Raw genomic sequence first — 17,154 nt, forward strand, 5'->3', positions numbered from 1 at the left:
GGGTGCTCACATCAACTCGGTGAAGGGGATGAAGCGCACGCTGTCGCCGGGCTGGATGGGCGTCAGCGGCGGGTTGTCGATCAGGCCATCGCCCCACACCGTCGAGGTCAGCACGCCCGAGCCCTGGTTGCCGAACAGCTGCAGCCCGCCCTGGCCGTCGTGGCGGGCACGCAGAAACTCGCGGCGCTTTTCCAGCTTGGGCCAGGCGAACTGCGCGGTGACCGTCGTGGCACGGGGGGCCACGTCCTGCAGGCCTTGCAGGCGCAGGACAAAGGGCCGCACCAGCAGCAAAAAGGTAATGAAGCTGGAGACCGGGTTGCCGGGAAGGCCCATGAAATGCGCCACGCCCTGGCGGGCATCCTGGCCGTTGCGGAACACCTGGCCATACGCAAAAGGCTTGCCGGGCTTCATGGAAATCATCCACAGGTTCAACGCGCCCTGCTGCTCCACGGCCGGCTTGACGTGGTCTTCCTCGCCCACGGACACGCCGGCGCTGGACAGCACCAGGTCACAGTCCTGGGCCACGCGGTGAATGGCCTCGGCGGTCTGCACACGGTGGTCGGGCAGGATGCCGCCATCCACCACCTCGCAGCCCAGGCGCTGCAGCAGCGCGCGCAGGAAATAGCGGTTGCTGTTGTAGATGCTGCCGGGGCGCATGTCCTGCTGGGCCACGGTGCCGGGCAGCACCAGCTCATCCCCCGTGGAGAACAGCGCCACGCGCGGCTTGCGGCCCACGGGCAGCGCGGCCATGCCGATGCTGGCGGCCAGGCCGATGGCGGCGGGCGTCAAGCGCGTGCCGGCGGCCAGCACGGTGCTGGCCAGGGCAATGTCTTCGCCCGCACGGCGGATGTTCTGGCCCGGCTTGGGCACCGCGTTGAACTGCACGCGGCCGTCTGCCAGCACGGTGGTGTCTTCCTGCATCAGCACCGCATCGGCACCGGGGGGCACGGGGGCCCCGGTGAAGATGCGGGCCACGCTGCCGGGCTGCAGTTCGGTGCCGACATGGCCGGCGGGGATGCGCTGGCTCACGGGCAGGGCCACGCCGGCGACGGGGAGGTCGGCCACGCGCACGGCGTAGCCATCCATGGCGGAGTTGTCCTGGGGCGGCACCTGCAGGGCCGAGGTGCAATCGGCACGCAGCACGCGGCCATCGGCGTTGAACAGGTCGACATGCTCCACGCCCAGCGGCAGGGCCTGGGCCAGTACGGCGGCCAGGGCTTCGTCCAGGGTGGTCAGGGCTTGGGGCTTCACGCGTGCTCTCCTTGTGGGCGACGGTATTCAAAACGGCTGGCGTTGGCCAGCATCCAGTCCGCGATCTGTGCGGGCTGGTTCATGTCGAGCAACTGCACATGGGCCGGCGGCTGCTGGGGCAGGGCCGCCGCATCGTCGGTGGCCAGCGCCACCACATGCGGATCCTCGGGAAAGCGCAGGGGCTTGGCGGGCTTGCCACTGGCGGGGTCGGGCTGGCGCCAGATTTCCACCTTGGGCAGGTCGCCGTGCTTGAAGCCTTCGATCAGCACCCAGTCGACCTGGGGGCTCAGCTCGGCCAGCATGGCATGCACGTCCAGATCCTGCGCGGTGCTGAACTCGCGCACCAGCGCCAGGCGCCGGTCGCAAACCAGCAGCACCTCCTGGGCACCAGCCTGGCGGTGGCGCCAGCTGTCCTTGCCCGGCAGGTCGATGTCCACGTCGTGGTGGGCGTGCTTGACGGTGGACACGGTCTGCCCACGCGCACGCAGTGCGGCGATCAGGTGCTCCAGCAGGGTGGTCTTGCCGGCGCCGGAGTAAGCGGCAAAGCCCAAGGCTTTCATGCGTTGTGCTCTCTTCCAAATAGCAACCGGCGCTTGTGGAACAAGCGCCGGCGCTCAGTTTCATGCCTAAAGCCCAGGCTCAGTCGCAGTGCTGCTGAATATAGGCTTTGACCTTTTCCACATCCGCCGGCATGACCACCACACGCTTGGGCAGGTCTTCGATGCCGTCGAACTTGGCGGGACGCTCGGGCTGGCGGCCCAGGGCTTCCTCGATGGTGGCCGCGAACTTGATCGGCAGGGCGGTTTCCAGCACCAGCATGGGCTCGTGGCGCAAGTGCTCACGGGCCACCTTCACGCCGTCGGCGGTGTGGGTGTCGATCATCTGGCCCAGACGCTGGTAGCAGTCCTTGATGGTAGCCAAACGGTCGGCGTGCGTGCTCTTGCCGCTGACAAAGCCGTACTTCAGGGCCGCATCCTGGAAGCAGGCGTCCTGGCTCAGGTCGAACTGGCCCTGCTTGGCCACGCCTTCGGCAAACAGCGCCTGGGTGCGCGCGCCATCCCGGCCGACCAGGTCGAACACAAAGCGCTCGAAATTGCTGGCCTTGGAGATGTCCATGGACGGGCTGGAGGTCTCGTAGGTGTTGACCGCGCCGCGCACCTGGTAGACGCCGGTGCGGAAGAACTCGTCCAGCACGTCGTTTTCGTTGGTGGCCACCACCAGCTGGGCAATCGGCAGGCCCATCTGGCGCGCGACATGGCCGGCGCAGATGTTGCCGAAGTTGCCCGAAGGCACGGTGAAGCTGACCTTCTCTTCGTTGCGGCTCGTCGCCTGCAGGTAGCCGGCAAAGTAGTACACCACCTGGGCCAGCAGGCGCGCCCAGTTGATGGAGTTGACGGTGCCGATCTTGTACTTGGCCTTGAAGGCGTGGTCGTTGGACACGGCCTTGACGATGTCCTGGCAGTCATCGAACACGCCTTCGATGGCGATGTTGTGGATGTTGGCGTCCTGCAGGCTGAACATCTGCGCCTGCTGGAAGGGGCTCATGCGACCGTGGGGGCTGGTCATGAACACGCGCACCCCCTGCTTGCCGCGCATGGCGTACTCGGCCGCACTGCCGGTGTCGCCGGAGGTGGCGCCCAGGATGTTCAGCGTTTCGCCACGGCGGGTCAGCTCGTACTCGAACAGGTTGCCCAGCAGCTGCATGGCCATGTCCTTGAAGGCCAGCGTGGGGCCGTTGGACAGGGCTTCAATCCGCAAATTGCCTTCCAGCGTGCGCACGGGCACGATGGCCTCGGTGCCGAACACGTCCTGGGTGTACGTCTTGGCGCACAGGGCGCGCAGGTCGTCGGCGGGAATGTCGTCGATGTACAGCGACAGGATCTCGAACGCCAGCGCGGCATAGCCCTGGGTGGCCAGCGTGGTGCGCAGCTGGGTCAGCTTGGCATCGTCGATCTGGGGGTACTCGACCGGCAGGTACAGGCCGCCATCGGGCGCCAGGCCTTCGAGCAGGATGTCGCAAAAGCGTTTGCGGTCGGCGTGACCGCGGGTGGACAGATAAAGCATGGTGCTTCCTCGTCAATATTCGATTCAAAAGCCCTGCTGGCGTGTCCCTGCCAACTTTCGCCAAGGACGCCGAGCAAGGGCCGCCCCGCAGCGAGGGCGTCGTCCCCCTCCGGCGCAGCCAGAGAGGGGGAAGGCGCGCAGCGCCTCAGGGGGAGTTAGTTCAATTCCTCTTTGCGGATGCGCGTGATCGGCGCCAGCACGGTGGGCAGGCCCTGGATTTCAGCCAGCGCCTTGTCCATATCGCCTTCGCGGGTGTCGTGGGTCAGGATGATCAGGTCGGTCTGGGTCGAGCCTTCGCCGCCCACTTCATCGGCTTCACGCTGCAGCACGGCGTCGATGCTGATGCCGGCATTGGCCAGCAGCGTGGTGATCTTGGCCAGCACACCGGCTTCATCGGCCACGCGGATGCGCAGGTAATAGCTGGTGACCACCTCGGCCATGGGCAGCACGGGCAGTTCCTTGCCGGCAGCGCCCAGGGTGCTGCTTTGGAAGGCCAGGGGCGGCACGCTGTGGGCGGGGTCCGCGCCGTGCAGGCGGGCGATGTCCACCAGATCGGCAATCACGGCCGACGCGGTGGGCTCGGAGCCCGCACCCTTGCCGTAGTACAGCGTGGTGCCCACGGCGTCGCCGTTCACCACCACGGCGTTCATGGCGCCTTCGACGTTGGCAATCAGGCGCTTGGAGGGCACCAGCGAAGGGTGCACACGCAGCTCGATGCCCTTGTCCGTGCGTTTGGTGATGCCCAGCAGCTTGATGCGGTAGCCCAGCTGTTCGGCGTACTTGATGTCGGCGCCCGCCAGCTTGGTGATGCCTTCCACATAGGCCTTGTCGAACTGCACGGGGATACCGAAGGCAATCGCGCTCATCAGCGTGGCCTTGTGCGCGGCGTCCACGCCTTCGATGTCGAAGGTGGGGTCGGCTTCGGCGTAGCCCAGGCGTTGTGCTTCTTTCAGCACCACGTCGAAGTCCAGGCCCTTGTCACGCATTTCGGACAGGATGAAGTTGGTCGTGCCGTTGATGATGCCGGCCACCCACTGGATCTGGTTGGCGGTCAGGCCTTCGCGCAGCGCCTTGATGATGGGGATGCCACCGGCCACGGCAGCTTCGTAGGCCACGATCACGCCCTTGTCGGCCGCCGCCTTGAAGATTTCGGAGCCGTGCACGGCCAGCAGCGCCTTGTTGGCCGTCACCACGTGCTTGCCCGCGGCAATCGCTTCCAGCACCAGGGCCTTGGCGATGCCGTAGCCGCCGATCAGCTCGACCACCACGTCGATGTCCGGGTTGGCGATGATGGCACGGGCATCGCCCACCACCTGGACGGCATCACCGACGACTTGCTTGGCGCGCGTGGTATCCAAGTCGGCCACCATGGCAATCTCAATGCCACGACCCGCGCGGCGGCGGATCTCTTCCTGGTTGCGCTGCAGCACGTTGAAAGTGCCGCTGCCCACGGTGCCAATGCCCAACAGGCCTACTTGGATCGGTTTCATAGTCTCATTACGCTTTCACGTCAAAAAGGGCTGTAGCGCTTACGGGGTCTGCGCTTACAGCTATCAAAAATGCTTAGGCCGCAGCGTCGGCCTTGGGTTTGGATTTGGCGGCCGGCTTGTTCAGCAGCTTGTCCGTGCCATGGCGCTGGCGGTACTTGGCCAGGAAGGTGGCCAGGCGGTTGATGGCCTCGCGCAGATCGGGCTCGTGCGGCAGGAAGACGATGCGGAAGTGGTCGGGATTGGGCCAGTTGAAGCCCGTGCCCTGCACCAGCATGACCTTGGTTTCCTGCAGCACCTCGAGGAAGAATTCCTGATCGTCCTTGATGGGGTAGATCTCCGGGTCCAGGCGCGGGAACATGTACAGCGCCGCCTTGGGCTTGACGCAGGACACGCCAGGAATGGCGTTGATCAGCTCCCAGGCCACATCGCGCTGCACGCGCAGGCGGCCGCCTTCCTTGACCAGCTCGTCGATGCTCTGGTGGCCGCCCAGCGCCGTCTGCACGGCCCACTGGCCGGGCACATTGGCGCACAGGCGCATGTTGGAGAGCATGTTCAGGCCCTCGATGTAGTCCTTGGCGGGCTTCTTGTCGCCCGAGATCACCATCCAGCCGGCGCGGTAGCCACAGCTGCGGTAGGCCTTGGACAGGGAGTTGAAGGTGATGGTCAGCACGTCGGCGGACAGGCTGCCCAGGGGCGTGTGCTTGACGTCGTCGTACAGCACCTTGTCGTAGACCTCGTCGGCAAACACCACCAGGCCATGCTCGCGCGCCAGCTGCAGGATCTCCAGCAGCAATTCCTTGGAGTACAGCGCACCCGTGGGGTTGTTGGGGTTGATGACCACGATGGCCTTGGTGCGGGGCGTGATCTTGGCGCGGATGTCCTGCAGATTCGGCATCCAGCCGTTGTCCTCGTCGCACATGTAGTGCACGGGCGTGCCACCGGACAGGCTGGTCACGGCCGTCCACAGCGGGTAGTCGGGCGCCGGCAGCAGCATCTCGTCGCCGTTGTCCAGCAAGGCGTTGGTGGCCAGGGCGATCAGCTCGGAGGCGCCATTGCCCAGGTAGATGTCGTCCAGTGTCACGCCCTTGATGCCCTGGCGCTGGGTTTCGTGCATCACGGCCTTGCGCGCCGCGAAGATGCCCTTGCTGTCGGAATAGCCGGCCGAGTTGGGCAGGTTGCGGATCATGTCCTGCTGCACTTCCTCAGGGGCATCGAAGCCGAACACCGCCAGATTGCCGATGTTCAGCTTGATGATCTTGTGACCATCCTCTTCCATCTGCTTGGCCGCATCCATGATCGGCCCTCGGATGTCATAGCAGACGTTGGACAGCTTTGCGGATTTTTGGACAGTCTTCATGGAAATATGCCACCTATTGCTTCAACAGCGCCAAGGCGCGCCCGCGCCCCGGTGAAACCTATAATTTGACCACACTTCGGCCGGCCGCCCTCCCCGCAAAATGCGGTGCCCATGCTCCCGGTATACCAGGCAGCGCCCTGACCCACGCCGCCACCACAAGGACCCCCCTCCATGAAACTCCACGCTGACCACTCCGACGTGCAAATGGTCACGGGGTACGGCCCCGGCTGGCTGACCGTCAACAAGCAGGAACACCGCGGCAACCTGCTGCTGGGCGCCAGCGGCTTCCTACGCCCCTGGGACTGCACGGACTTCGCCTCGCTCACGCCCCAGCACTTCGCCGCACTGGCCGAACTCAACGCCGAACTCATCATCTTCGGCTCCGGCAGCAAGTTGCGTTTCGTGCACCCCTCCTGGCTGCAACCGCTGATGCACAAACGCATCGGACTGGAGACCATGGACACCCACGCCGCCTGCCGCACCTACAACGTGCTGGCCGCAGAAGGCCGCAATGTGATAGCCGCACTGCTCTTGGAGTAATATCCGCACGGGGCTCGTCAAAATTCGCGTTTCGGGGTAAAATCGCAGGTTGCGGTCGGGGGCGTACCTACCCATAAAAGCAATACACACCCTACACCCCTCGGCATTCCAACGACTACTCCCGAGAGATCAAAGCGCATGGCGATCGTTGTCAACAAACCCCTTCCCGAATTTGAAGCCAACGCGACAGGTGGCGTGAAGGTATCCAACACCTCGCACACCGGCCAGATTGTGATTCTGTACTTCTACCCGAAGGACAACACCCCTGGCTGCACCACCGAGGCCATGCAGTTCCGTGACAAGTTCAAGGACTTTGAAAAGGCCGGTGCCGTGGTGTTCGGCGTGTCGCGCGACAACATGAAGTCGCACGACGACTTCAAGGAAAAGCTGGAACTGCCCTTCGAGCTGATCGCCGACACCGAAGAGAAGATGTGCCACATGTTCGGTGTGGTCAAGAACAAGATCATGTACGGCAAGAAGGTCAAGGGCATCGAGCGCTCCACCTTCCTGGTGAACGCCGATGGCATCCTGGTGCAGGAATGGCGCGGCCTGAAGGTCCCCGGCCACGTGGACGAAGTCCTGAAGGCTGTCAAGGCACTGAAGACCGCGGCCAAGCAAGCCGCCTGAAATACCACGCCACGGCGCTGACATCGGTGTCGGCGCCAAGGCATGCATAATGGGTCTCATGCCTTTGCGCGTTTTGACCCTGCATTGCAAACCCACTTCCTCCAAAGCCGCCTGGGCCTGTGCCCGGCGGCTTTGTGTTTTTTACAGCCCTCACAAGGACTGACTCGCTTATGCCATTGCCTCCCGCCCCGACCAAACGCGCCGCCCGTGTAGCCAAGGAAGCCTTTGACGTCACCGCACGCACCAGCAAACGCGCGACAGCCGCCACCCCGGACACCGAGGACACGCAGCCGACGCAACTGACCAGCTCGCCTGCGCCAGTTTTGACACCGCCGCCCGCACGCAGCGGCAAGAAAGCCGCCAGCACCGCCACGGCCAGTGCAGCAACCACGGCAGCCGCGCAAAGCCTGGCCCAGCAGCGTGCCGCCGTGCAGCAAAAGGCGGCCGCAGCGCCTGCGCCAAAGGCAACCCCTGCACCCGCACCCGCACCGGCCACGCCCGCGGCCAGCAGCCGCAAGCGCAGCACCGCCCCCGCCGCGGCGGCACCCGCAGCGGTCGCCAGCAACCCGGCACGCCCGACCAAGAAGCGCACGGGCCAATCCTGCCTGTTTGTGCTGGACACCAATGTGCTGCTGCACGACCCCACCAGCATCTTCCGCTTCGAAGAGCACGACATCTTCCTGCCCATGGTGGTGCTGGAAGAGCTGGATGCCCACAAGAAGGGTATGACCGAAGTGGCCCGCAACGGCCGCCAGGTCAGCCGCATGCTGGATGCCCTGGTGGACGCACAGCAGAGCGCCGACTTGGCCATCGGCCTGCGCCTGGACGCCAGCGGCAACAAGGGCTCCACCGGCCACCTGTTCTTCCAGACGGTGCCACTGGACTACCGCCTGCCCGCCAGCCTGCCCCAGGGCAAGGCCGACAACCAGATCCTGGGCGTGGTCCAGGCCCTGCGCGCGGCCAAGCAAGGCCAGCAGGAAGTCATCCTGGTGTCCAAGGACATCAACATGCGCGTCAAGGCGCGCGCCCTGGGCCTGCCGGCCGAGGACTACCGCAACGACAAGGCCCTGGACGACGGCGACCTGCTGTACACCGGCAGCCTGGCCCTGCCCGCCGACTTCTGGCGCAAGGCCAAGAACGTCGAAAGCTGGCAGCAGGGCGGACGCAGCTTCTACAGCCTGAGCGGCCCCGTCACGGCCCCGATGCTGATCAACCAGTACGTGTACTTTGAAGCGCCGGGCGAGCCCAGCCTGCATGCCCGCGTGACGGAGATCCGCGACAAGACCGTGGTGCTGGAGACCCTGCGCGACTACAGCAGCAGCAAGCACAACGTCTGGGGTGTGAACGCGCGCAACCGCGAGCAGAACTTCGCCCTGAACCTGCTGATGGACCCCGAGGTGGACTTCGTCACCCTGACCGGCACGGCCGGCACCGGCAAGACGCTGATGGCCCTGGCCGCCGGCCTGTGCCAGGTGCTGGACGAGCGCCGCTACACCGAGATCATCATGACCCGCGCCACCGTCAGCGTGGGCGAAGACATCGGTTTCCTGCCCGGCACCGAGGAAGAGAAGATGGGCCCCTGGATGGGCGCCCTGGACGACAACCTGGAATTCCTGGCCAAGGGCGACGGCGGCAACCCCAACGAATGGGGCCGCGCCGCGACCAACGAGCTGATCCGCAGCCGCATCAAGATCAAGAGCATGAACTTCATGCGTGGCCGCACCTTCCTGAACAAGTACGTCATCATCGACGAGGCCCAGAACCTGACGCCCAAGCAGATGAAGACCCTGATCACCCGTGCCGGCCCTGGCACCAAGATCATCTGCATGGGCAACCTGGGCCAGATCGACACCCCGTACCTGACGGAAGGCAGCTCCGGCCTGACCTTTGCCGTGGACCGCTTCAAGGGCTGGCCGCACAGCGGCCACATCCAGCTGGCGCGCGGCGAGCGCTCGCGCCTGGCGGACTTTGCCAGCGAGGTGCTGTAAATGGCGATCAGCTGGGTGGCGGCCTTGAAGATGGTGCCCTGGACCGATGTGATCCAGGCGGCACCGCACGTGCTCAAGGCCGCCAAGGGGCTGATAAAGAAAAGCCCCGAACAGGAGGCCGCCGACGCCATGGCGACGGCCGCCCCCGCCGCCCACCACACAGCCAGCCTGCCCAGCAGTGCCGGTGAGTTGGCGCTGCAGCAGGTGGCCCAGCTGGAAGCCCGCGTACAGCAGCTGGAGGCCGCCCAGCGCGCCTCGGCCCAGGTGCTGGAGCAGATGGCCGAGCAGCAGGCGCAGATCGTGCAGACCGTGGGCCTGCTGCGCACCGGCGCCACCCGCCTGGCCTGGGCCTGCGGCGTGCTGGGCGTGTGCGTACTGGGGCTGCTGATCGCCTTGCTGCGTCAATAAACGAAGCAGCCTGCGCTGGAAAGACGAGAGTTTCAATGCTTTAAGGACTGCAACTCTATGAATAACTAGCGCTGACAGCTCCTCTTTTTGAGGAACCCTCCAACAAAAAGGGCCTTGCCGCCATGGCAAGGCCCTTTTTTCATTGCTTCGCGCCGGGTACGCCCTCAATAGGCGTCGCTGTCGTAGCCCATGGCCAGGTTCTCGAAGCGCGTCTGGTTCTTCTGGAAGAACAGCTTCACCGTGCCCGTGGGGCCGTTACGCTGCTTGCCGATGATGACCTCGGCAATGTTCGGCTCCTTGGAGTCCTTGTTGTAGTAGTCGTCGCGGTAGATGAACATGATGATGTCCGCGTCCTGCTCGATGGCGCCCGATTCGCGCAGGTCGGACATCATGGGGCGCTTGTCGGTGCGCTGCTCCACCGAGCGGTTCAGCTGCGACAGCGCAATCACCGGGCATTGCAGCTCCTTGGCCAGCATCTTCAGGCCCCGGGAGATTTCCCCCAGCTCGGTCGCGCGGTTGTCACCACCACCGCCGCTGGAGCCACTCATCAGCTGCAAGTAGTCGACCACGATCAGGCCCAGCTTGCCGCACTGGCGCGCCAGGCGCCGCGCATTGGCGCGCAGCTCGGACGGCGTCAACCCCGGCGTCTCGTCGATGTGCAGCGAGATTTGGCTGAGCTTTTCCACCGCCTCGGTCAGGCGCGCCCACTCATCGTGCTCCAGCTTGCCGGTACGCAGATTGCCCTGGTTCACCTTGCCGATGGAACCCACGATACGCACCGCCAGCTGGGCGGCGCCCATTTCCATCGAGAAGATGGCGACCGGCAGGCCTTCGTTGAGCGCCACGTGCTCGGCAATATTCACCGCGAACGAGGTCTTGCCCATGGACGGGCGCGCCGCCAGCACGATCATGTCGCCGGCCTGCAGGCCACTGGTCATGCGGTCCAGGTCGGCAAAGCCGGTGGGAATGCCGGTCACATCCACCGGGTTGTCCGCCATCTCCTGCACCCGGTCCAGCAGGTCGCCCACCAAGGTGTCCATGCTCTGGAAGCCCTGCTTCATGCGCGAGCCTTCCTCGCCGATGGCGAAGATCTTCTGCTCGGCCTCGTCCAGAATGCGCTCCACCGGCTTGCCCTGGGGGTTGAGCGCATTCGTGGCGATCTCGTCGCTCACCGTCAGCAGTTTGCGCAGGATGCCCTTCTCGCGCACGATCTCCGCATAACGGCGGATGTTGGTCGCGCTGGGCACGTACTGGGCCAGCTGGTTGAGGTAGAGGATGCCCCCCACCTCTTCGGCCTTGCCCATGCTTTGCAGGTGCTCGAAGACCGTGATCACGTCGGCCGGCTTGCTGTCGTTGATCAGCTTGCCGATGGCGGCATAGATCTGCTGGTGCTCGTGGCGGTAGAAATCGCGCTCGGTCAGCAGGTCCCCCACCCGGTCCCAGGCGTTGTTGTCCAGCAGCAGACCACCCAGCACGCTGGACTCGGACTCCATGGAGTACTGCGGCAGGCGCAGTTTGGCCACCTGCTGGTCCTCGGCGGCAGCCGGCGCGCCAAAAACATCATCATCCAACGGAGGCATCACAGAAGACATGGTCGACCCACAAAAAGACAAGCCCATGATCGTAGCGCCGCCACCGGCTGCCGTCATCCACCGATGCGGGCAGCCCAGCGTCGGCATGGACTTCGCAGCCAGGAATAGCCCCTGAACCGCTGAAATAAAAAGAGCTGCAAGCGCAGGTTCAGCAAGCGCCAGCGCCTGTTTTCATCCTGAAAACACAAAAGCCGCCCGAGGGCGGCTTTTGGTGTGTCGGAAAGTTTCCGAAAGCTTAGGCAGCTTCGCCAGCCACTTCCACGGTCACTTCGACCAGCACGTCGGTGTGCAGAGCCACTTCCACGGTCGAAACCGACACGGTCTTGATGGGACCGTTGGGCATGCGCACTTGTGCCTTGTGCACGCCAAAGTTTTGTGCCTTAAGGGCGTCAGCGATGTCGTGGTTGGTCACGGAACCAAACAGACGGCCGTCCACGCCAGCCTTTTGCGACAGCTTCAGGGTGAAGCCGTTCAGCTTCTCGCCTTCGGCTTGGGCAGCAGCCAGCTTCTCGGCAGCAGCCTTTTCCAGTTCGGCGCGCTTGGCTTCGAACTCGGCCTTGGCAGCAGCCGTGGCGCGACGGGCTTGGCCCGAAGGGATCAGGAAGTTGCGAGCGTAGCCGTCCTTGACCTTGACGATATCGCCCAGGTTACCCAGGTTCACAACCTTTTCGAGCAGGATGATTTGCATGGTTGTGGCTCCTTAGATCTTGTGCTGGTCGGTGTAGGGCAGCAGAGCCAGGAAGCGAGCGCGCTTGATGGCAGTGTTCAGCTGACGCTGGTAGATGGCGCGCGTGCCAGTCAGGCGAGCGGGGATGATCTTGCCGTTTTCGGCGATGAAGTCACGCAGGGTGTCGACATCCTTGTAGTCGATCTCTTCCACACCAGCCACGGTGAAGCGGCAGAAGCGCTTGCGCTTGAACAGCAGCGACTGGGTGTTGCGCTTGGGGCGCTTGTCTTTGTTGAATTTCTTGAACGTGGCCATTGCTGGACCTCTTGAAAATTAATTTTGTTGAATATCCTGGATGTGCAGCACCACGGTTTTGCTGTTGCGCGGTGTGGCCAGAAAACCTTGGAATCTCCAAGAACTTCCGGGTGCCTGGCGGGCGAGTCGCTCAGCCAACGCACCAAATGCCACCGCTTTTACAGCTGCCGAGACCTTGCGCGGGCTGCCTGCTTCCATCTGGGAGGATTCGTGCACCAGGCGCAAATCCAAGGCGGGCAAACCGGCGGGGGTGTAACGCAGAGCGGGCAGCTCATCGATACAGGCGGTCAGGACAACGTGGTTTTCCACTCTCCAAGCGAAGGCCTGAATTAGGCTTCAGCGGCTTGGTTGGCCTTGCGGGCTTCTTCGCGCTCGACAGTCTTCATCATGGAAGAAGCGCCGGTGTCGGCCTTCTTCTTTTGCACTGTCAGGTGACGCAGCACGGCATCGTTGAACTTGAACGCGTGTTCCAGTTCAGCCATCACAGCCTGGTCGGCTTCGATGTTCAGGCAGATGTAGTGGGCCTTGGCGAGCTTGTTGATCATGTAGGCCAGTTGACGACGGCCCCAGTCTTCTTCACGGTGCACTGCACCGCCGCCGGCGGTGATCATGCCCTTGTAGCGCTCCAGCATGGCTGGAACTTGCTCGCTTTGATCCGGATGGATCAACAAAATGATTTCGTAATGACGCATGAAAACTCCCTTTTGGGTTAAGCCCCCCGCTGCGCCTGTAGCGGTGGAGCAAGGCAAAACGCGAGATTATAGACACTCCTCTCCAGGCTTGTACACTTGTCCCTGCAATACCCTTTGGGTGACCCGGCCCTTGAAAGCCGCCAAGGCACCCCCATGTGAACTGGCAAGGTTCATTCTTCTGAGACGCTATCCACATGTCCGAACAACACACTACGCCCCACACAGCCCCTGTTGACGCCTCGACCGAGGAACTGGAGGCTGCGATGGCTGCCAATGTGGCCGACGAAATCTCTCGCCTGCAAACCGAACTGGCCGAACTCAAGGCCAAGAACGCCGACATGGCCGACCAATTCCTGCGCGCCAAGGCCGACGCCGAAAACATGCGCCGCCGCGCCGAGGAGGAAGTCAGCAAGGCGCGCAAATTCGGCATCGAAAGCTTTGCCGAAAGCCTGCTGCCCGTGTGCGACAGCCTGGACGCCGCCCTGGCCATCCAGAACGCCACGGCCGAGCAACTGCGCGAGGGCTCGGACGCCACCCTGCGCCAGCTGCAGCACGCGCTGGAGCGCAACAAGGTGGTCACCATCGCCCCCGCGGCGGGCACCAAGTTCGACCCCCACCACCACCAGGCCATCTCCATGGTCCCCGCCGACCAGGAAGCCAACACCGTGGTCAGCGTGCTGCAAAAGGGCTACCTGATTGCCGACCGTGTGCTGCGCCCCGCGCTGGTGACGGTCGCGGCACCCAAGTAAGGCCACGTAAAAAATCTTGACACCATGGCTTGAAGCCCCGGGAACAACCCTTAGCTAAGAGCCAATCAACCAAACATTCGGAGCATTTCAAATGGGCAAAATCATCGGTATTGACTTGGGCACCACCAACAGCTGCGTGGCCATCATGGAAGGCAACACCACCCGCGTGATCGAAAACAGCGAGGGTGCGCGCACCACGCCTTCGATCATTGCGTACCAGGAAGACGGTGAAATCCTGGTCGGCGCCTCCGCCAAGCGCCAGGCCGTGACCAACCCCAAGAACACCATCTACGCCGCCAAGCGCCTGATCGGCCGCAAGTTCGACGAGAAGGAAGTGCAAAAGGACATCGACCTGATGCCCTTCACCATCACCAAGGCCGACAACGGCGACGCCTGGGTGGAAGTGCGCGGCCAGAAGCTGGCACCTCCCCAGATCAGCGCCGAAGTGCTGCGCAAGATGAAGAAGACCGCCGAGGACTTCCTGGGCGAAACCGTGACCGAGGCCGTGATCACCGTGCCCGCGTACTTCAACGACGCCCAGCGCCAGGCCACCAAGGACGCCGGTCGCATTGCCGGCCTGGAAGTCAAGCGCATCATCAACGAACCCACCGCTGCCGCCCTGGCCTTCGGCCTGGACAAGGTGGGCGCCGGTGACCGCAAGATTGCCGTGTATGACCTGGGTGGCGGCACGTTCGACGTGTCCATCATCGAAATCGCCGACGTGGACGGTGAAAAGCAGTTCGAAGTGCTGTCGACCAACGGCGACACCTTCCTGGGTGGCGAAGACTTCGACCAGCGCATCATCGACTACATCATCAGCGAGTTCAAGAAGGAACAGGGCGTGGACCTGTCCAAGGACGTGCTGGCCCTGCAACGCCTGAAGGAAGCCGCTGAAAAGGCCAAGATCGAGCTGTCGAACTCCGCACAGACCGACATCAACCTGCCTTACATCACGGCCGACGCCACCGGTCCCAAGCACCTGAACATCAAGCTGACCCGCTCCAAGCTGGAGGCCCTGGTCGAGGACCTGATCGAGCGCACCATCGCCCCTTGCCGCACCGCGATCAAGGACGCCGGCATCTCCGTGTCCGACATCCAGGACGTGATCCTGGTCGGCGGTATGAGCCGCATGCCCAAGGTGCAGGAAAAGGTCAAGGAATTCTTCGGCCGCGACCCCCGCAAGGACGTGAACCCCGACGAAGCCGTGGCCGTGGGTGCTGCCGTGCAAGGCCAGGTGCTGGCCGGTGACCGTTCCGACGTGCTGCTGCTGGACGTGACCCCCCTGTCCCTGGGTATCGAAACCCTGGGCGGCGTCATGACCAAGATGATCACCAAGAACACGACCATCCCCACCAAGTTCGCACAGACCTTCTCGACCGCGGACGACAACCAGCCTGCGGTGACCATCAAGGTCTTCCAGGGTGAGCGTGAGATGGCCTCGGGCAACAAGCTGCTGGGTGAATTCAACCTGGAAGGCATCCCTGCCGCACCCCGTGGCGTGCCCCAGATCGAGGTGAGCTTCGACATCGACGCCAACGGCATCCTGCACGTCGGCGCCAAGGACAAGGGCACCGGCAAGGAAAACAAGATCACCATCAAGGCCAATTCGGGTCTGTCGGAAGAAGAAATCCAGCAGATGGTCAAGGACGCGGAACTGAACGCAGCCGACGACAAGAAGAAGCTGGAACTGGTGCAGGCCCGCAACCAGGGTGAAGCCGCCGTCCACAGCGTGAAGAAGAGCCTGGGCGAGCACGGCGACAAGCTGGATGCCGCCGAGAAGGACGCCATCGAAGCCGCCACCAAGGAACTGGAAGAAGCCCTGAAGGGCGAGGACAAGGACGCCATCGAAGCCAAGACCACAGCCCTGATGACCGCCAGCCAGAAGCTGGGCGAGAAGGTCTACGCCGAAGCCCAGGCAGCTGCCGGTGCAGCGGGTGGCGCCGCAGCCGCCGACGCGGGTGCCGCTCAGCAGCAGCAAAAGCCTGCGGGGTCCAACGATGACGACATCGTGGACGCCGAAGTCAAGGAAGTGAAGAAGTAATTCGAAGCAGCGGCATTCCTGACCGCTTGCCGCCGCGCCGCCCCAGCTGATGGGGTCTTGCGCGGCGTTCCTGTTTTTTATTGGCTGTAGCAACCATGTCCAAACGCGACTATTACGAAGTCCTCGGCGTCGCCAAGACGGCCTCGGACGATGAGATCAAAAAGGCCTACCGCAAGCTGGCCATGAAGTACCACCCGGACCGCAACCAGGGTGACAAGGCGAAGCAGGCCGAAGAGCAGTTCAAGGAGGTCAAGGAGGCCTACGAAATGCTCTCGGACAGCCAAAAGCGCGCGGCCTACGACCAGTACGGCCATGCTGGCGTCGATCCCAACCGGGGCATGGGCGGCGGTGAAGGCTTTGGCGGCGGCGGTTTTGCCGAAGCCTTTGGCGACATCTTTGGCGACATGTTCAGCGGCGGCCGCGCGGGCGGCCCACGCGGTGGCCGCCAGGTGTACCGCGGCAATGACCTGAGCTATTCCCTGGAAATTTCTCTGGAAGAAGCGGCCAAGGGCAAGGACGCCCAGATCCGCATCCCCAGCTGGGACAACTGCGACACCTGCCACGGCAGCGGCGCCAAGCCCGGCACCAGCCCCAAGACCTGCACCACCTGCGGTGGCAATGGCTCGGTGCAGATGCGCCAGGGCTTCTTCAGCGTGCAGCAGACCTGCCCCCACTGCCGCGGCACGGGCAAGATCATTCCCGAGCCCTGCACCACCTGCAGCGGCCAGGGCAAGATCAAGCGCCAGAAGACGCTGGAAGTGAAGATCCCCGCCGGCATCGACGACGGCATGCGCATCCGCTCCACCGGCAACGGCGAGCCCGGCATGAACGGCGGCCCTCCGGGCGACCTGTACATCGAGATCCGCATCCGCGAACACGACATCTTCGAGCGCGATGGTGATGATCTGCACTGCCAGGTGCCGGTGAGCTTCATCACGGCCGCCCTGGGGGGCGAGATCGAAGTGCCCACGCTGCAAGGCAAGGCGGCGATCGACATCCCCGAAGGCACGCAAGCGGGCAAGCAGTTCCGCCTGCGCGGCAAGGGCATCAAGGGCGTGCGCTCCAGCTACCCCGGCGACCTGTACTGCCACATCGTGGTGGAAACGCCGGTCAAGCTGACCGAGTACCAGCGCAAGCTGCTGCGCGAGCTGGAAGAGTCGCTGAAAAAAGGCGGCGCCAAGCATTCGCCCAGCGGCGAAGGCTGGACCGACAAGCTCAAGCGCTTCTTCAGCTGATCCAGCACACCCCATCCAGGCCCGCCGTCGCGGGCCTTTTTCATGCTGTAGCTGCTGCAAGCAGCGCTCCCCCATTCATAGCTGCTTGCGCTGATGCAGCCTGGACTGGATGCCTCTAGCGTGCTTCATGCTGAGCGC

At 63.8% G+C, this 17,154-nt stretch carries 17 protein-coding genes; 7 read left to right on the forward strand and 10 right to left on the reverse strand.

Annotation, left to right across the window (positions count from 1 at the left end; genetic code table 11):
• Nucleotides 1-6: 6 nt before the first annotated feature.
• The 5 genes from glp to FYM52_RS08425 all read right to left on the reverse strand — a co-directional run bounded on the left by glp (nucleotide 7) and on the right by FYM52_RS08425 (nucleotide 6,162).
• Nucleotides 7-1,251, reverse strand: a complete 1,245-nt coding sequence (glp, locus tag FYM52_RS08405; RefSeq protein WP_162524680.1) for a gephyrin-like molybdotransferase Glp — start codon at nucleotides 1,249-1,251, stop codon at nucleotides 7-9.
• Entirely contained in the window at nucleotides 1,248-1,811 is a 564-nt protein-coding gene (gene mobB / locus FYM52_RS08410) for a molybdopterin-guanine dinucleotide biosynthesis protein B (protein ID WP_154163751.1), read from the reverse strand. The genes glp and mobB overlap by 4 nt, the downstream gene beginning before the upstream one ends.
• 79 nt (nucleotides 1,812-1,890) lie before the next feature.
• A complete protein-coding gene (thrC, locus tag FYM52_RS08415; RefSeq protein ID WP_154163752.1) occupies nucleotides 1,891-3,315 on the reverse strand; it encodes a threonine synthase in 1,425 nt (474 codons plus the stop codon).
• Between the two features lie 155 nt (nucleotides 3,316-3,470).
• Nucleotides 3,471-4,805, reverse strand: coding sequence for a homoserine dehydrogenase (locus FYM52_RS08420; RefSeq protein WP_154163753.1), 1,335 nt, complete (start codon nucleotides 4,803-4,805; stop codon nucleotides 3,471-3,473).
• Between the two features lie 73 nt (nucleotides 4,806-4,878).
• Nucleotides 4,879-6,162: a pyridoxal phosphate-dependent aminotransferase gene (locus FYM52_RS08425; RefSeq protein ID WP_154163754.1), complete on the reverse strand. Its 1,284-nt coding sequence runs from the start codon at nucleotides 6,160-6,162 to the stop codon at nucleotides 4,879-4,881.
• Nucleotides 6,163-6,333: 171 nt separating this feature from the next.
• On the opposite strand from FYM52_RS08425, the gene FYM52_RS08430 reads away from it, so the two are divergent.
• The 4 genes from FYM52_RS08430 (at nucleotide 6,334) to FYM52_RS08445 (ending at nucleotide 9,725) form a co-directional block, all read left to right on the forward strand.
• On the forward strand, nucleotides 6,334-6,702 hold the full coding sequence (locus tag FYM52_RS08430) for an Mth938-like domain-containing protein (protein ID WP_042411208.1): 369 nt from the start codon (nucleotides 6,334-6,336) through the stop codon (nucleotides 6,700-6,702).
• A gap of 138 nt (nucleotides 6,703-6,840) precedes the next feature.
• Complete coding sequence (locus tag FYM52_RS08435; RefSeq protein ID WP_042411211.1) at nucleotides 6,841-7,329, forward strand: peroxiredoxin; 489 nt, start codon at nucleotides 6,841-6,843, stop codon at nucleotides 7,327-7,329.
• A gap of 170 nt (nucleotides 7,330-7,499) precedes the next feature.
• Nucleotides 7,500-9,317 carry a PhoH family protein gene (locus FYM52_RS08440; RefSeq protein ID WP_154163755.1) on the forward strand — a complete coding sequence of 606 codons (1,818 nt, stop codon included), beginning with the start codon at nucleotides 7,500-7,502 and terminating at the stop codon, nucleotides 9,315-9,317.
• A complete protein-coding gene (locus tag FYM52_RS08445; protein WP_154163756.1) occupies nucleotides 9,318-9,725 on the forward strand; it encodes a hypothetical protein in 408 nt (135 codons plus the stop codon).
• Nucleotides 9,726-9,889: 164 nt separating this feature from the next.
• On the opposite strand, the gene dnaB is transcribed toward FYM52_RS08445, so the two are convergent.
• The 5 genes from dnaB to rpsF all read right to left on the reverse strand — a co-directional run bounded on the left by dnaB (nucleotide 9,890) and on the right by rpsF (nucleotide 12,991).
• Nucleotides 9,890-11,317 carry a replicative DNA helicase gene (dnaB, locus tag FYM52_RS08450; protein WP_043379136.1) on the reverse strand — a complete coding sequence of 476 codons (1,428 nt, stop codon included), beginning with the start codon at nucleotides 11,315-11,317 and terminating at the stop codon, nucleotides 9,890-9,892.
• Between the two features lie 235 nt (nucleotides 11,318-11,552).
• A complete protein-coding gene (gene rplI, locus FYM52_RS08455; RefSeq protein ID WP_042411223.1) occupies nucleotides 11,553-12,005 on the reverse strand; it encodes a 50S ribosomal protein L9 in 453 nt (150 codons plus the stop codon).
• A 12-nt stretch (nucleotides 12,006-12,017) separates the two neighbouring features.
• On the reverse strand, nucleotides 12,018-12,299 hold the full coding sequence (gene rpsR, locus FYM52_RS08460) for a 30S ribosomal protein S18 (protein WP_042411225.1): 282 nt from the start codon (nucleotides 12,297-12,299) through the stop codon (nucleotides 12,018-12,020).
• 18 nt (nucleotides 12,300-12,317) lie between these two features.
• Nucleotides 12,318-12,608 (reverse strand): primosomal replication protein N, encoded by a 291-nt coding sequence (gene priB / locus FYM52_RS08465; protein ID WP_045267300.1) that lies wholly within the window; start codon nucleotides 12,606-12,608, stop codon nucleotides 12,318-12,320.
• 20 nt (nucleotides 12,609-12,628) lie between these two features.
• Nucleotides 12,629-12,991, reverse strand: a complete 363-nt coding sequence (gene rpsF / locus FYM52_RS08470) for a 30S ribosomal protein S6 (RefSeq protein WP_042411228.1) — start codon at nucleotides 12,989-12,991, stop codon at nucleotides 12,629-12,631.
• Nucleotides 12,992-13,185: 194 nt separating this feature from the next.
• Here rpsF and grpE point away from each other — a divergent pair, with 194 nt between their 5' ends.
• The 3 genes from grpE (at nucleotide 13,186) to dnaJ (ending at nucleotide 17,016) form a co-directional block, all read left to right on the forward strand.
• Nucleotides 13,186-13,740 carry a nucleotide exchange factor GrpE gene (gene grpE / locus FYM52_RS08475; RefSeq protein WP_154163757.1) on the forward strand — a complete coding sequence of 185 codons (555 nt, stop codon included), beginning with the start codon at nucleotides 13,186-13,188 and terminating at the stop codon, nucleotides 13,738-13,740.
• Nucleotides 13,741-13,831: 91 nt separating this feature from the next.
• Nucleotides 13,832-15,781 carry a molecular chaperone DnaK gene (gene dnaK / locus FYM52_RS08480; protein ID WP_042411235.1) on the forward strand — a complete coding sequence of 650 codons (1,950 nt, stop codon included), beginning with the start codon at nucleotides 13,832-13,834 and terminating at the stop codon, nucleotides 15,779-15,781.
• 95 nt (nucleotides 15,782-15,876) lie between these two features.
• The gene (gene dnaJ / locus FYM52_RS08485; protein ID WP_042411237.1) at nucleotides 15,877-17,016 is read left to right on the forward strand and encodes a molecular chaperone DnaJ; all 1,140 of its coding nucleotides are present in this window, start codon (nucleotides 15,877-15,879) and stop codon (nucleotides 17,014-17,016) included.
• Nucleotides 17,017-17,154: the final 138 nt, after the last annotated feature.

The sequence above is a fragment of the Comamonas sp. CAH-2 genome (assembly GCF_009668305.1).
Classification (GTDB): domain Bacteria; phylum Pseudomonadota; class Gammaproteobacteria; order Burkholderiales; family Burkholderiaceae_C; genus Comamonas; species Comamonas aquatica.